This window comes from Massilia niabensis (assembly GCF_042655085.1).
Lineage (GTDB): Bacteria > Pseudomonadota > Gammaproteobacteria > Burkholderiales > Burkholderiaceae_D > Telluria > Telluria niabensis.
This window is the reverse complement of the sequence record NZ_JBHSMU010000015.1, coordinates 584,926-598,798: the sequence shown is the minus strand read 5'-3', so window position 1 is coordinate 598,798 and position 13,873 is coordinate 584,926. Positions and strand designations below refer to the sequence as shown.

Below are 13,873 nucleotides of genomic sequence, written 5' to 3'. Positions count from 1 at the left end.
GTCATTCCACCATCGTGAACGCTGGACCTGCCTCGAGCGACTTCTTCAGGCAAGCGATGCATATACTGCGTGGTAGTGCGGGGAGGTCGTAGGCAAGTTTCGCAGGGTCGGTAAAACTCTTCTTCCCCGCATGCACCTTGATCTTCCCCGGACACTGCACCGTAATATTCCCCCCATCAATCGTGATATTCGCGCCCCCGGCAGTCGACAAACTAATCCGTTTCGCCGCCGCCCAATCGATATGCGCATTCGCACTGATGACGTTCACCTCATCCCGCGCCTGCACCTTCAGCTCATCGCCCTGCGCCTGGATATCGATCGCATCCTTCGCCGCAATCAGCTGCAAACCAACTCCGCCCTCCCCGGCCTTGACTGCCCCGCCAAGCACGCCAATGGCCTGACCGGTCTGCATGCGCATCGGCCCACCGACGACGAACTGCGTGTCCTGCCCGCTCATCAGCGTGACGGTCTCGCCATTCGCAAGCTGCAAACTCTGCCCCGCAACCGCAGCGAACCCATCCTTCGCCGCGATCGCGATAATCGCGTCCGTCGTATGCGGCAGCTTGCCCTTTCCGCCAGCCGTATTTTTCGCAGCGGCATCCGCCAACCCGGCATCAAGCGAGTCCGCCCCGACCATCCCCGACACCGCAGTCAGCAACGCCATCAGCGGCGCCCCCTTGTCATCCAGCACGCTCGCGCCCGCCTTCGCTGCGCCCAGGTGCGCCGCCAGGCCAACGGTCTGATGCGTCACAGCAGCCGAACTGAAGGTGTCCGCCAGCGTCGCCGCCTGCCTCAGCATGGCGATGCCCGCCGCGTTATCGCCCGCCGCATCCCGGGCCGCGGCGCTGTGATTGACCTTGTAGCTCGACACCAACAATCCCGCCCCTGCCCGCACCGCGCCATACGCATCCGTACGCAGCTCCGCCCCAAGCCCGCGGAAGCTGCCTCGATAGTTGTCGGCGGCATGGATCAGGTGCCCGAGATTGAGTTCGCTCGCCGCGTGGCTGCTTTTCAGCTGGACGCGCCCTTGCGCATCGGTATCGTCGAACAGCAGCTGGTTGTAGCCCGAGCCGCCGAACTCCTTGCTGCGGATACCCCATTGGGCCGCGCCGTTACGGTGCCCCGCGCTGTCGCCGGACGCCCCGTGCCAGACCGGACTGTTCCCGCCGGCGAGATTGCCCTGGCCTGAGGCGGCGTGGTCGTGCGCCTGCGGGAAAGGCGATGGCAGTTCGCTTGCGGGCCGGGTGCCGCCCGGCGTCGGCACGATGCCGCCCTCGCCCTGCCCGTTGTACAAGGCACCGACGACGATCGGCCGGTCGATGTCGTTCTCGAGGAACTGGACGAGCACTTCCTGTCCGATGCGCGGGAGGAACTGCGCGCCCATCCCGCCGCCGGCCGCCCGCTGCGCGACGCGCACCCAGCAGCTCGCATGGGCGCCGTCCTGCCAGTGATAGCGAATGCGGATCCGGCCGAGCCGGTCGCAGTACAGTTCGTCGGCGCCGTTCGGCTGGTCGCTGCCGTCGGCGCCGATGACGATGGCGCTCTGGGCGCCGTGCGCCGTTGGCCGCATATCTTCGCGGTCCGGACGCCAGGTGGAATCGGCCCCGATCGCCTCGAAACAGTTCGCATAACCTGTTTCGACCGCCTGCGCGATCACGAGCGCAAAATCGTCCGGGCGCGCGTCGTGGTTGATTTGCTCGAGCAGTTCCGGGATCGGCCCGAACAGCTCGGCCAGGGCATGCTGGGCCGGCGGGGGCATGTTGTTCACGCCGACGCTCGTGACCTTCAGCATCGCCAGACGCGCGGCGTCGCCGAAGGCCTGCAGCGGCGCGCCGGTGACCTCCAGCCGGGTGCCGGCGCGCAGGGTGCGCACGGTCGAGCGTCCCTGCCAGAGCGCGCGGCGCGCTTCCTGTCCCTCCATGCGCAGGTCCGCGTAGCGCTGCGCCTCGGCGCGGGTCGCCCAGGCGTACTGCCCGGGCACATCACAGGATTCGAGGGCGGGCAGTCTGTCGTGGCGGTAGTGGGAGAACGAGCTGGCCGCGACGACCTGTTTTGCCTTGTAATCGTAGCTGAGCAGGCTGACGAGCGAGGCGTGCAGCCGTTGCCCGCTTGTGAGCGCCTGTACCGTATCGTGCTCCTCGGCCGAGCCCACAGCGTGATACCGAATCGCACCGTGAAGCGCGCCCGTCGCGTCCTCGGGCACGGCATCGGGCCCGGTGCTGTCGGCAAACAGGACGGCCCCAAGACCATCCGTGGTGTCTTCGAAGCGCCAGGACAGGCCTTCCTCGGCCAGCAGCCGGGAGACGAAGTCGAGGTCGGACTCGCGGTATTGGCAGCAATAGCTGCGTGGGCGCGCGTCGCGCATGAACGACGACGTTTCCGCGCTCCAGCGCCACCGGGCCAGCGGGCGATACGGCTGGAAGACTGCGTCGACGATGTCCATCACGCTCTTGTCCTGCCATACGCGGCTGTTGCGCACCTGCCCGAGGCGCCACATCCAGGGCGCGATGCGCAGGCGGTAGCGCGCCAGGCCGCCGTCGCTGCCGAGCTGCGCCACCTCGCTGATGTCGCCCCTGAAGCAGGCGCGCGTTCCGTCCGCGAGGCTGACCTGCAAGGCGGCTGCTTGTCCCAGCAGCGCGTCGAGCTCTAGCTGCATGCTGGTCGACAGGACGATGACGTCCCGTACGCCAATTCCGTGCACCGTGTCGCTTGCGCTGAAAGCTTCCACTAGCAGGACCTGCGACAAGTGATCCGACTCGCCATCGCCGATCGACAATTCGTACAACCGGCTCGCGCTGGAAAACTCCGCCAGCGCGGCAGTTACCTGGTTTACCAACGCGGTATGCATGCGCACAACACTCCTTCATACAGGGTGGCCAATCAACGCGTTGCAACGATATAATTTTCGTTGCGCGCAACGTTGCGCAAGCTCATTCGAATTGCCAAAAAGCAGTATCTGCTGCAGTAAACGCGAACATTCCTACGGAAACAGATCGCTGGTGCATAGGTGCTAAAGTGTTCACACATCGACACCTGAGGCACTTCGTGAAAATCCTGCAAAAAATTGGCGCCATTGGTTACGTGGCGATCACCCTGCTCTTCTTCGTCTGCGGCTTTGCGCTCATCGTGCTTGGCGCGATCGAAATATGGTCGGCCTTGCGTCCCTCCGATGAACAATCGGTGCAGGAGCGCTTCCGGCTCATCCTCGAATGCATCGGCTTGCTGACGATTGCCGTCGCCGCCCTCGAATTGGGCCAGACGGTGCTGGAAGAGGAAGTGCAGCGCGCAGTGCACGTCAGCTCGCCGACCCGGTTGCGGCGCTTCCTGTCGCGCTTCCTGATCGTGGTGGTGGTGTCGCTTGGGGTCGAGTGCCTGGTCGGGGTCTTCCAGTTCGTGCACACCAAACCAGAGCTGCTACCGCATGTGGCGTCGATCGGTGTCGCGGCGGCCGTCCTGCTGGCGAGCTGGGGCGTATTCGTCCGGATGAACGTCGAAGCGGAGAAGCTCGAGCCCGAAGCCATGCGCGAGGCCAAGGCGGAAGACAAGCAGATCGAAACCTGAATGTCGCGCGCGCCGATTGCCTTCATGCACGACATGCGCACGAAGTCCTTGGCGTTTCGCAAGAGTCCGGCTATAATCTTGCCTTCTTCGGGTCGTTAGCTCAGCTGGTAGAGCAGCGGACTTTTAATCCGTTGGTCGCAGGTTCGAATCCCGCACGGCCTACCAAAGATTCAGCGAAAACGCCAACCTTCACGGTTGGCGTTTTTGTTTCCGCATCCCGAGCGCCTTTTGGTGCCCTATGCCCCAGACCATCACCTCCCCCGTCCATCACGAGCTCATCATCAAGAAGAGCCGCTTCATCGCCTGCGTGCAGCCGATGACTGACCGCGCCGGTGCGCAACAGGTGGTCGCATCCTTGCGCGCCGGGCACCCCACGGCCGCGCACGTGTGCTGGGCGCTGCTGGCGGGCGGGCATTCGGCCGCCGTCGACGATGGCGAACCGAGCGGCACCGCCGGGCGACCGATGCTCGACGTGCTGCGCCACCAGGACCTGGAAGGCGTGCTGGCCACGGTCGTACGCTACTTCGGCGGCGTCAAGCTCGGCGCCGGGGGACTGGTGCGGGCCTACACCGACAGCGTGGCGCAAGCCTTGCTGGGCGCGGACAAGGTCGCGATCGTGCGCCTTGCCACCCTGTGCTGTGCTGCGCCCTACGCCTTCGAAGGCATGATCCGGCGCGAGCTCGAGGCGGCCGGCGCCACCCTGCTCGAAGTGATGCATGGCGACGAGGTCGTGTTCGCGTTCAGCTTGCCCGAAGCGGCCGCGCCGGGTTTCACGCAGCGCCTGAACGAGGCTGGCCACGGCCGCATCCGCTGGCTGCGCAGGGATGAAGACAGCGACGACGCCTGACGCGGCCCGCCTGGCGATACCGCCGGGCGCACGCCGCGCTACCTGGCCGGCAGCGCAACCGCGATCGCGCGGGCCATGACAGCATGCGCACCTGGATGTTCAACAATCCACAGGTGCCCCATGCGCTTCCTTCGTTTTCTCCTCCTCCTCACCCTCGCCGCCTCGCTCGCGGCCTGCGCTTCGGTGAACAACCGCGGGGCGCGCCATGCGGGCAGCATCGTCGATTTCCTCTACCCGAAAGCGAGCGTGCCGCCATCGCTCGCGCCGACCGTGACCGAACTGCGTTTGCCGGTACGCGTGGGCATTGCCTTCGTGCCCGGCACGAACCGGGGCATGGCGCCGTCGGAACAGGAAAAGCAGCAAATGCTCGAACGCGTGAAGGGCGCATTCTCCTCGCACGCCTATATCGGCAAGATCGAGGTCATTCCCTCCTCCTACCTGCGTGCGGGCGGCGGCTTCGATAACCTCGACCAGGTGGCGCGCATGTTCGATGTCGATGTCGTCACCCTGCTGTCCTACGATCAGGTGCGCTTCCACGATACCAACGAATTGGCCGTGCTGTACTGGTCGATCGTCGGCGCCTACCTCATCGCGGGCGATCAGTACGATGTGCAGACCCTGCTCGATGCGGCGGTGTTTGACGTGAAGAGCCGCAAGCTGCTGTTCCGCGCGCCGGGCTCCAGCCAGGTCAAGGGAATGGCGTCGCTGGTCGCCTTCAGCGAAGAGGCGCGCGCGGCGCAATCGCAGGGCTATAACGAAGCGCTGGCCCGCCTGGTCCCGCAACTGCAGACGGAACTGGGCAACTTCCGCGAACGCGTCAAATCCAATCCGCAGCAATTCAAGGTGGAGCGGGAAGCCGGCTACAAAGGCGGCGGCGATGCCGGCTGGCTGGCCGCGCTGGCTGCGGTGGCGGTCCTCCTCGTCAAGCAGCGCCGTGCGGCCTAAGCCCACCGCCAGTGCCATCCTGGCGCTGGCCTGCCTGGCATTGGCCTGCCTGCCGGAGACCGTATCCGCCAGCCTCGCATGGGAGCGCGAGGCGATCCTGACCGGGCAGGGGTGGCGCCTCTGGACCGGCCACCTGGTCCATTTCGGCCTGCCGCATGCGCTCACCGACGCCCTGGTGCTGCTGGCGGCCGGTGCCATCCTCGAGGGCCGCATCGGGCCCGCCCGCCTGCTCGGCCACCTGGCCCTGGCGGCGCCCTTCATCTCGCTGCTGCTCCTTGCCGCCATGCCGGGCCTGGCGGAATACCGCGGCGCGTCGAGCCTCGCCGCCTTGCTCGCGGTGGCGGCCGGTGTCGCTGCCTGGCCGCAGGCCGGGCGCGGCCAGCGCGCCATCCTGGCAGGCGCCGCCGCCTTCGCCGCGGCTTGCATCCTGCACGCGCTCGGCGCCGGCATTGGGCTGTCCAGCCTGCCGCAAGGGGTGGCCGTCGCCTGGCAGGCGCACCCGTTGGGCGCAGCCTGCGGCCTCCATGCCGGGCTGTCGGCCAGGGCTGCTATCAGCGCATCGCATACCTGACATCACGACTCAAAAGCGGACTGGACGCTGCGAGAAGACTATAGTGGTCGATCCTCCGGCCCGGCGAGAGACCCGGCCGCTGTCACCCCTTATCGTAAAGACACCACGTTTTGATCAAGAAGAGCCTGTTACCACTGGCCCTTGGCGGCTTCGGCATTGGCATGACCGAATTCGTCATGATGGGCATCCTCCCCGACGTCGCCAACGGCCTGGACATCACCATCCCGCAGGCCGGCTACCTGATTACCGCCTACGCGCTGGGCGTGGTGGTCGGCGCGCCGACGCTGGTCAGCCTGCTGGCCAAACGCCCGCCGCGCACCGTGCTGATCTGGTTCATGCTGATGTTCGCCGCCTTCAATGCCCTGTCCGCGCTGGCCCCGAATTTCGGCTTGATGCTGGTGTCGCGCTTCCTGGCCGGCCTGCCGCATGGCGCCTTTTTCGGCGTCGGCGCGGTCGTCGCCAGCCGCCTGGCGGACGAAGGGAAAGTCGCGGCCGCGATGGCGACGATGTTTACCGGGCTGACGCTGGCCAACGTCATCGGCGTGCCGCTCGGCACCTGGCTCGGCCACAACATCAGCTGGCGCCTGGTGTTCGTCATCGTCGCCGCGATCGGTCTCGTGACGGCGTTCAGCCTGAAGCAGCTGGTGCCGTTCTTCGAGGCGCGCCCGAGCGCCGGCTTCATGAAGGACCTGAGGATTTTCCGCAAGCCGGGCCTGTGGATGGCGCTGGCGATCACCTCGATCGGCACCGGCGGCTTCTTCGCCTGGTTCAGCTATATCGCGCCGCTCCTGACCGAGGTGTCTCGCTTCGCGCCCGGCCAGATCCCGATGATCATGACGGTGGTCGGCGTGGGCATGACGGCTGGTGTGCTGGCCGGAGGAAGGCTGGCGGACCGCTTCGCGCCGATCCGGGCAATCGCCATCCTGTTGACGAGCATGACCGCCCTGCTCCTGATGAATGGCCTGCTGGCCGATTCGCAGCCGGCCATGCTGGTGCTGGCCCTTGCCACCGGCGCCAATGCGCTGGCGCTCGGCCCGCCGATCCAGATGCTGCTGATCGACCACTCGCGCGAAGCGGAAATGCTGGGCTCCTCGCTCGGCCAGTCGGGTTTTAATATCGGTAACGCGACCGGCGCCTTCCTCGGCGGCATTCCGCTCACGCTCGGCTATTCCTACGCCGCGCCGCAGTGGGTGGCGGCTGGCCTGGCGGTGGTTGGCGTCGCCCTGTCGCTGCTGATGCTGGGAATGCACCGCCCGCAGGCGCTGCCTGCCCGAGCCTAAACCAGCAAGGGCCCGCCCAGCGCGCGGCACGCTTCTTCGGCTTCGGCGCGCATCGATGCCAGCAGTTCAGCGTCGATAATGAAATCGAGCGCGCTGTCGGCATGATCTGGCAGGGGCTCGGCCTCGCCGAGAGGCGAGGCCACCGGCGCGTACTGGTTCGCCAGCAGCAGCGTGTCGAGCAGGGTCGAGGGCGGCATGTTGATCCAGGCCTTGCGCAGTTCGCCGATGGCATCACGCACGGGCACTGGCACGGCCAGCTTCTTGAGTACTTCGATGCCCACCACGTCCTCGCACAACTCGCCCCACTTCTCGGGGTCGTCGTCGAGCAGGCCGGGAAACTCGTCGGCGCGCGACAGCAGGTAAAAGCCGCCGACCTCGTGGATGATGCCGGCAAACAGTGCCGTATCCGGATTGACGCCCGTCACGCGGCGCGCCAGCACGCCGGCCAGCGCCGCGACGTGGATCGTGTGCTGCCACAACTGCTCGGCCTTCGCGCGCAGGCCCGGGTCCGCAATGCGGCTGCCGAACTGGCGCACGACCAGGCTGGCAACGAGCACCTGCAGGCGCCGGTACCCGAGCCGCGTGATGGCGGCGCGCACATTGGTGATGGGTGGGCCGCCAGCGCCGCCAAACGCCGCCGAATTGGCCAGCGCGACGGTGCGGGCCGCCAGTTGCGGTTCGGCCAGCACCAGGCGGATCGCCTCGTCGAGGGGGCAGTCGGGGTCGTCGAGCGCCTGCTGCAGGCGCAGGACCGCATTGACGCTGGTGGGGAAAGTGATGTCACCGCGGGCCGCCTGGGCCACGATGTATCCAAAGGCTTCGAGTTTATTCACCCGGAAATTATACCTGCCGCGCGTGACCAGCCGTTCGGCGCGCAAACGGTGCGGGGCACCGTTTGCGGCCTTGCTTCGCTTACTTCACCTTGATGTTGCTCTTCACGCTGGTCACGCCTTCGACTTCCTTCGCCGCCTTGACGGCCTTGTCCGCCTCGGCCTTCGACTCGGCGAAGCCGCTCAGCATGACGACGCCCTTCTCGGTTTCGACGTTGATCGCCATCGATTTCAGGTCCGGCTCCTTGAAGAGGCTGGCCTTGACCTTGGTGGTGATCGCCGTGTCCGAGGCGGCCGTTGCCGTGTTGCGGCCGGCGTCGCGGGTCTTGTCGCCGGCACTGTCGGCGGCGCGGTCAGCTGAATTCTCGGTCTTCGCGACGGCGGTCGAAGCGGCATCCTTCGTGTTCTCGGTGGCGTTCTCGGTCTTCTGCGCCACGCTCGATGCGGCCTGCCTAGTCTTGTCGACGGCGGCCGAGGCCATTTCCTTGGTCTTCGCGACAACGGTCGCAGCGACGCCTTTGGTCTTGTCGGCGGCCGTCTCGGCGCCATCCTTCGTCTTGTCGGCGGCACGCTCGGTGGCGTTGTCGGCGCGGTTCACGAGCGAGGTGGCATTGCCCTTGTTATCGACGAGGCAAGCGGTGTCGCCGCCGCCGACTTTCTCGCACTTGGCGACGGCTGCGGCCTTGGCCGGATCCTTGGTGTCGGTGCTGGCGATCAGGCCGGCGCTGCCGGCAGCGGCGTTGGCCGATGCGGAGGTGCGGCCGGCCTTGGCATCAGCCAGCGCGGCGGTGCGCACCGACTTGGCGTTGTCGATGCAGCTGTCCTTCTCGGCGCCGCTCTTGTCGTCGCACTTTTCCTTGGCCACTTCGTATTCAGCTTCAGCGAGCTTGGCGCGTGCACCGGCACGGCTTTGCTCGGAACTGTTGTACTTGGCGACAGCCTCGGACTCGCTGCGGGCACGCGTTGCTTTCGCCTCGGCCAGGCACACATCCTTCTCGTTGCCCTTCTGCGCATTGCACTTCGCGCTGGCCGTCTTGTATTCGGAGGCTGCTTTCTGGCTGACGGTGCGGTAGGCGGCAGCGTCCTGGTTCGGCGCAGCGGCAGGAGCGGCGGCGAAGCTGGCGCCGGCGGCGGTGGCAAGCAAGGTTGCGAGCAGCGATTTCATGGTGGTGTCCCTCGTATGAGTTGTTGTGATAGGGTCATTAAACGCCCCACCCCCGCGCACCATCTGTGCGACACCGTACCCTTGCCGGAAATACCACGAAATGCTGTTGAGTTAGCTGAACCTGCTCAATCGCGCAGCAGGCCCTCGCGCCATAAGGGCGCCGCATCCTCGAACGGCGAGCCAGTCGGCTTGATCCGCCTGGCGTCGCGGGCCAGCGCCACCCAGGTCCGGGTATCGTGGCCGCCGCGCGCCACCGTGTGCTGGCTCCTTACCTTCTCCAGCCAGCCGTGCACCCGGCCATAGGCGTCGGGGTTGCGATGCCGGGTCCAGGCCAGCGCCGCCAGATCGGCATAGGCTTCCTCCCGGCGCGATTCGCGCAATGCTTTCGATGCCGCCAGCAGGTGCGTGTCCGCTGCGTTTTCCTCGCCCACCTCGGCAAAGCCTGCGGGCAGCGCCTTCCACGCGCCTTGGGCATGGCGCCAGCAATGGGCAACCTCGTGCGCCGCCATGGCCTCGATGAGTTCGTCGTGGCGCTCGGGTGGCACGGCCGAGAGTACCGCTTCGGCCTGCGGATTGCCGCGCAGCGAGAGCACCAGCTTGCAGCGGCCGCCATCGAAGCCCATGGCCAGCGGCACGTCGGTGGCGCGCGCCTGCGGCTGGACAATGATGTCCACGGGCAGTTTCAAGGTACGGGAATAGGCCAGGACCGGGCTTGCCGCCTGCAGCCAGCGCTGTTCGAGCGCGGTGAGGTCGGCGGCCTGGGCAGTTGCGCCGGCCAGCAGGGCAAGAGAAGACAGGGACAACAGGGATTTGAACATGGGAGACTTCCGGGTTCAGTGAACTGCTTCAAAGCAATTCTAAAACCCAGAATATCTTCCCGCTCAGAAATATTTTTGCGGCTTTTCAAGCTGACAACGATAGAGCCTTCCGATGCGGCACGGCCGCAACAGTACGGCCACCCGCTTGCTCCGCAGTGTCCATCTTGAACACGCTGACCACACCGGCCAGCGTCGCCGCCTCGTCCTGCAGCGACGCGGCCGCAGCGCTGGCCTGCTCGACCAGTGTGGCGTTCTGGCGCGTCGCCTCGTCCATGCGCCCGATGGCGGCATTCACCTGTTCGATGCCCGCGCTCTGCTCGGCGCTGGCGGAACTGATCTCGGCCATGATGTCGGTCACGCGCTTGACGCTGTTGACGATCTCTTCCATCGTGCTGCCGGCCTCGTCGACCAGGCGGGCGCCGGCGTCGACGCGCTCGACCGAGCTGCCGATCAGCGCCTTGATCTCGCGCGCCGCCGCTGCCGAACGCTGCGCCAGGTTGCGCACCTCGGTGGCGACGACCGCAAAGCCGCGTCCCTGTTCGCCGGCCCGGGCCGCCTCGACGGCCGCATTCAGCGCCAGGATGTTGGTCTGGAACGCGATGCCGTCGATGACGCCGATGATGTCGACCACCTGTTTCGAGGAGGCGTTGATCGAAGCCATGGTGTTGACCACCTGGGCCACGACGGCGCCGCCGCGCAGCGCCACGTTCGATGCCGACTCGGCCAGGGCGTTCGCCTGGCGTGCATTGTCCGCGTTCTGGCGCACGGTGCCGGTCAGCTCCATCATCGAGGCGGCGGTGTCCTTCAGCGTGTCCGCCTGGTTTTCGGTGCGGCCGCTCAAATCCTGGTTGCCGGCCGCGATCTCGGTCGAGGCGTTGGCGATCGTCAGGGTGCCGTTGCGCACCTGGGACACGATCGCCACCAGGCTGTCGCGCATGCCCTTCATGGCGAACAGCAGGCTGGTTTTGTCGCCGGGCGCGGTGTCGATCTGCACGCCGAGGTTGCCGGCGGCGATGCTGCCGACGATGCGTGCTGCATAATCCGGCTGGCCGCCGAGCTGGCGCAGGAGGCCACGACTGATGAACCAGGCGCCAAGCGCGCCGCAAGCCACGGCGATGGCGCACAGTACCAGCATCCAGGTAAAGAAGCTGCCGGTTAGCGCACGCGCTTCAGCCGCCTCGTCCTTGTTCAGCTTTTCCTCGAGGTCGATCAGCACGTTCACGCTGGCCAGCCAGGAAACGAAGGCCGGTCCGGCTTCGCTTGCCAGCAAGGCGCGTGCACCCTCGACGTCGCCGGCGCTGTGCAGCTCGCTCACTTTGGCGATCAGCGGCTGGGTCTTGCGCTCGTCGGCCTTGATCGCCGCCAGCGCGTTCTTTTCTTCAGGCAGGATCTCGGTGCTGGTGGCGAACATTGCGTCGAGCGCCACGGCCGCGGTTTCGTAGTTGGCGGCAAGCGCCCGAATGCGCTCGTTTGCCACTTTGGCCGCGGCCGCATCGGCGGACAGGACCACGTCGCGCAGGGCGATAGCGCGGTCGTGCACGCTGCCACGGAAATTGATCGCATGGCGCTGCTTGACGTTGTTGACGTCGTTGATGTGGTTCAGGGTGGCATCGATGTGGCCGACGCGGCTGACCGCCAGCGCAGTCAGCACCATCATCAGCGCCAGCACGGCGCCGAAACCCAGGGCCAGCCGGGTGCCGATGGTCAGTTTGGAAGAGGACATGGGGGCTCGCTATAGTGTGGCCGGAACAGCGCTCCGGCAGCGCGCAAGGCTGCTATCAATTGTGATATTGCCATACGGAAAGATCGACACTATAGCAGAGCTGCCCCTACGTATTTTTGCTTAGTTAATCAAATACAACAAATTTTTCTTGTTAGAATGATCGAAAACTTTGCCGGATTTGACAAGCTACCCCTTTATTGCGCGCTCAGGCTGGCGGCGGTGACAAAAGCCGGGCGGATGTCGTTCGGCACCGTCTTCATCCTGTCGAGCGCTTTCTGCACGTCGGGACGAATCACCACATACTTTGCCATCATCGCCTTGGCGCGCGCATAATCGCCCGTCGCCTCGATGGTGAGGAACTCGCGGTCGAGGTCGATCACGGCCTGTTTGATCTTCTTGAAGTCGACCGAGAAGGTGCCGTCTCCATGCGAAACGAACGCGCCCTTGTCGAGCAGGTAGTTCACCTGGATCGCCATGCCGCGCGCGTGCGACGAGGACAGGCCGAAGTGCAGCGTGCGAAAGCTCGAGGCCAGGAAGGTGTTGTACAGCTTGCGCTCGGCTTGTTCGCCCTGCCCCAGCGTGTCCTTCAGCATGCCCTTGTCCATCATGTAGCGCAGCGCCCACAGCCCGGTGACGTCGGCCTTGGCTTCTTCGATGGTCGAGTAGGTGTCCTTCAGCTCCTGGCGCGGCGTCGACTCCTTGCCCCCGTTCTTCGTGACGTGCGGCCCCAGGCCGTGCATGATTTCGTGCGCCAGGATGTGGGTGAAGAAGGAATCGAAATCGAGGTCCTTCTGGTCCTGGGGGCGAAGCACCAGTTTCGTGATCGGTTTCAGGGTCGATGCGAACTTCGCTTCCTGGATATTCTTGAGCATGACGCGTTTTGAGCCGCGCTCGCGGATGACGCGCTCGTCGTTGGGCAGGTTGTAGGCCGCGGTCTGCACGCCCATGTTGCCGTCGCCGGCGCCATACAGCTGGTTCACCACCACCATCGGCGCCATCGCCCCGACCTTCGGGTTGCGGTACTGCTTGTCGACCGGCAGGTTGTCTTCCAGCTCCTGCATGTGCTTGCCGAAGAAATTCAGCTTCTGCGTTTCCTTGGCGTCGCGCACGCTGACATAGGCCTCGAAGGCGGCCTTGTAGCCAAACAGCTCGTCGTTATAGGTTTCGTACGGGCCGATCGTGACGTCGACCGGGGAGTCGAGGTCCATCCAGGCGAAGTCCGAAGGCAGGTAATCGTTCGACAGGAAAGCGTCGGCGCGCAAGCTGAGGAATTTTTTCAGGGACGCGTTGTCGGTGCTGGCGGCGGCTTCACGCAGCAGTTTCGCGAGCTGCTCGAGTTCCGGCCTGTATTCCTCGGAATACTTCACGGTGCGGAACTTGCCGTCCGGGCTGCTGCGGATGACGGTGAAATACCACTGCGCCGCTTCCTTCTCCTTGGCTGGCAGCGCGTTCATCCATGTCTCGAGCGCGGCCTTGCTGGCGCCCGCCGGATAGAAATTGGCGCCGGCCGGCTTCTGGGCGGGAATCGCGATGCCCGCGTACTCGGGCGGCATGAAGGAGCTGTTGTTGTCGATGATCGACCACGGGCCCTTGTTCAGCCAGAAGGCCTGTTGGCGTGCCTTGCCAAGCGGGGTATTGTCCTTCTGCAGCGCGGCCCACAGCGCTTCGTTGCCGGCCCAGCGCTGGCGCAGCTGCAGGGTATCGATGATCTTCGCCGCTTCAATCAGCTTGGCAATCGCCGCGCGGTCGCCTTTCGACAGTGCCGCGACATCGGCGCGCAGCTCGACCGGGGCGAAGCGCTTCGCCATCGCGTTCAGTTCGGCGACGCTGGCCGCATGGGGCTTGGTTGCAGGCGCTGCCGGCGCTTCGGCCGCAAGGACAGAACCGGCGGCGATGGCCAGCACGAGTGGAGCGAGAAGGTGTTTCATGGGTCCCCTGTATTGGTTGGAAGGCAACCGGGGGATTGTAATACGGTGGTAAAGCGGAATTGAGGTTTTGGTTAATGGTAGTGCGACCAACCAAGCGTGCAGCAGGACGTAGGGTGTGCGGCTATACCGCGATGCGTGATGAGCTTGCGGCTTTGATGCCGCCCACGCGTTCAACTCACGTATGCACCGACGCGAGGCTTCTTGA

The 13,873-nt window shown here is 65.6% G+C and carries 11 protein-coding genes and 1 tRNA gene; 6 read left to right on the top strand and 6 right to left on the bottom strand.

From position 1 onward, the window contains the following. Nucleotide 1 precedes the first annotated feature (1 nt). A complete protein-coding gene (locus tag ACFPN5_RS17095) occupies nucleotides 2–2,848 on the bottom strand; it encodes a type VI secretion system Vgr family protein (RefSeq protein ID WP_379784983.1) in 2,847 nt (948 codons plus the stop codon). A gap of 197 nt (nucleotides 2,849–3,045) precedes the next feature. Here ACFPN5_RS17095 and ACFPN5_RS17090 point away from each other — a divergent pair, with 197 nt between their 5' ends. The 6 genes from ACFPN5_RS17090 to ACFPN5_RS17065 all read left to right on the top strand — a co-directional run bounded on the left by ACFPN5_RS17090 (nucleotide 3,046) and on the right by ACFPN5_RS17065 (nucleotide 7,204). After that, a complete protein-coding gene (locus ACFPN5_RS17090; RefSeq protein ID WP_379784982.1) occupies nucleotides 3,046–3,561 on the top strand; it encodes a hypothetical protein in 516 nt (171 codons plus the stop codon). An 89-nt stretch (nucleotides 3,562–3,650) separates the two neighbouring features. Further along, nucleotides 3,651–3,726, top strand: a tRNA-Lys gene (locus ACFPN5_RS17085). 73 nt (nucleotides 3,727–3,799) lie between these two features. Then, nucleotides 3,800–4,408 (top strand): IMPACT family protein, encoded by a 609-nt coding sequence (locus ACFPN5_RS17080; protein WP_379784981.1) that lies wholly within the window; start codon nucleotides 3,800–3,802, stop codon nucleotides 4,406–4,408. 120 nt (nucleotides 4,409–4,528) lie between these two features. Then, nucleotides 4,529–5,353, top strand: coding sequence for a rhombotarget lipoprotein (gene rhlP / locus ACFPN5_RS17075; RefSeq protein WP_379784980.1), 825 nt, complete (start codon nucleotides 4,529–4,531; stop codon nucleotides 5,351–5,353). After that, the gene (locus ACFPN5_RS17070; RefSeq protein ID WP_379784979.1) at nucleotides 5,343–5,924 is read left to right on the top strand and encodes a rhomboid family intramembrane serine protease; all 582 of its coding nucleotides are present in this window, start codon (nucleotides 5,343–5,345) and stop codon (nucleotides 5,922–5,924) included. Before rhlP ends, ACFPN5_RS17070 begins: the two co-directional genes overlap by 11 nt. A gap of 110 nt (nucleotides 5,925–6,034) precedes the next feature. Continuing rightward, complete coding sequence (locus tag ACFPN5_RS17065) at nucleotides 6,035–7,204, top strand: MFS transporter (RefSeq protein ID WP_379784978.1); 1,170 nt, start codon at nucleotides 6,035–6,037, stop codon at nucleotides 7,202–7,204. On the opposite strand, the gene ACFPN5_RS17060 is transcribed toward ACFPN5_RS17065, so the two are convergent. The 5 genes from ACFPN5_RS17060 to ACFPN5_RS17040 form a co-directional block, all read right to left on the bottom strand. After that, entirely contained in the window at nucleotides 7,201–8,037 is an 837-nt protein-coding gene (locus ACFPN5_RS17060; protein WP_379784977.1) for an HDOD domain-containing protein, read from the bottom strand. The two genes, ACFPN5_RS17065 and ACFPN5_RS17060, sit on opposite strands and share 4 nt — an antisense overlap. A 79-nt stretch (nucleotides 8,038–8,116) precedes the next feature. Further along, nucleotides 8,117–9,199 (bottom strand): BON domain-containing protein, encoded by a 1,083-nt coding sequence (locus ACFPN5_RS17055; protein WP_379784976.1) that lies wholly within the window; start codon nucleotides 9,197–9,199, stop codon nucleotides 8,117–8,119. Between the two features lie 125 nt (nucleotides 9,200–9,324). Further along, nucleotides 9,325–10,017 (bottom strand): adaptor complexes medium subunit family protein, encoded by a 693-nt coding sequence (locus ACFPN5_RS17050; protein WP_379784975.1) that lies wholly within the window; start codon nucleotides 10,015–10,017, stop codon nucleotides 9,325–9,327. A gap of 85 nt (nucleotides 10,018–10,102) precedes the next feature. Next, nucleotides 10,103–11,740, bottom strand: a complete 1,638-nt coding sequence (locus tag ACFPN5_RS17045) for a methyl-accepting chemotaxis protein (protein ID WP_379784974.1) — start codon at nucleotides 11,738–11,740, stop codon at nucleotides 10,103–10,105. A gap of 194 nt (nucleotides 11,741–11,934) precedes the next feature. After that, complete coding sequence (locus tag ACFPN5_RS17040) at nucleotides 11,935–13,668, bottom strand: dipeptidyl-peptidase 3 family protein (RefSeq protein WP_379784973.1); 1,734 nt, start codon at nucleotides 13,666–13,668, stop codon at nucleotides 11,935–11,937. Nucleotides 13,669–13,873: the final 205 nt, after the last annotated feature.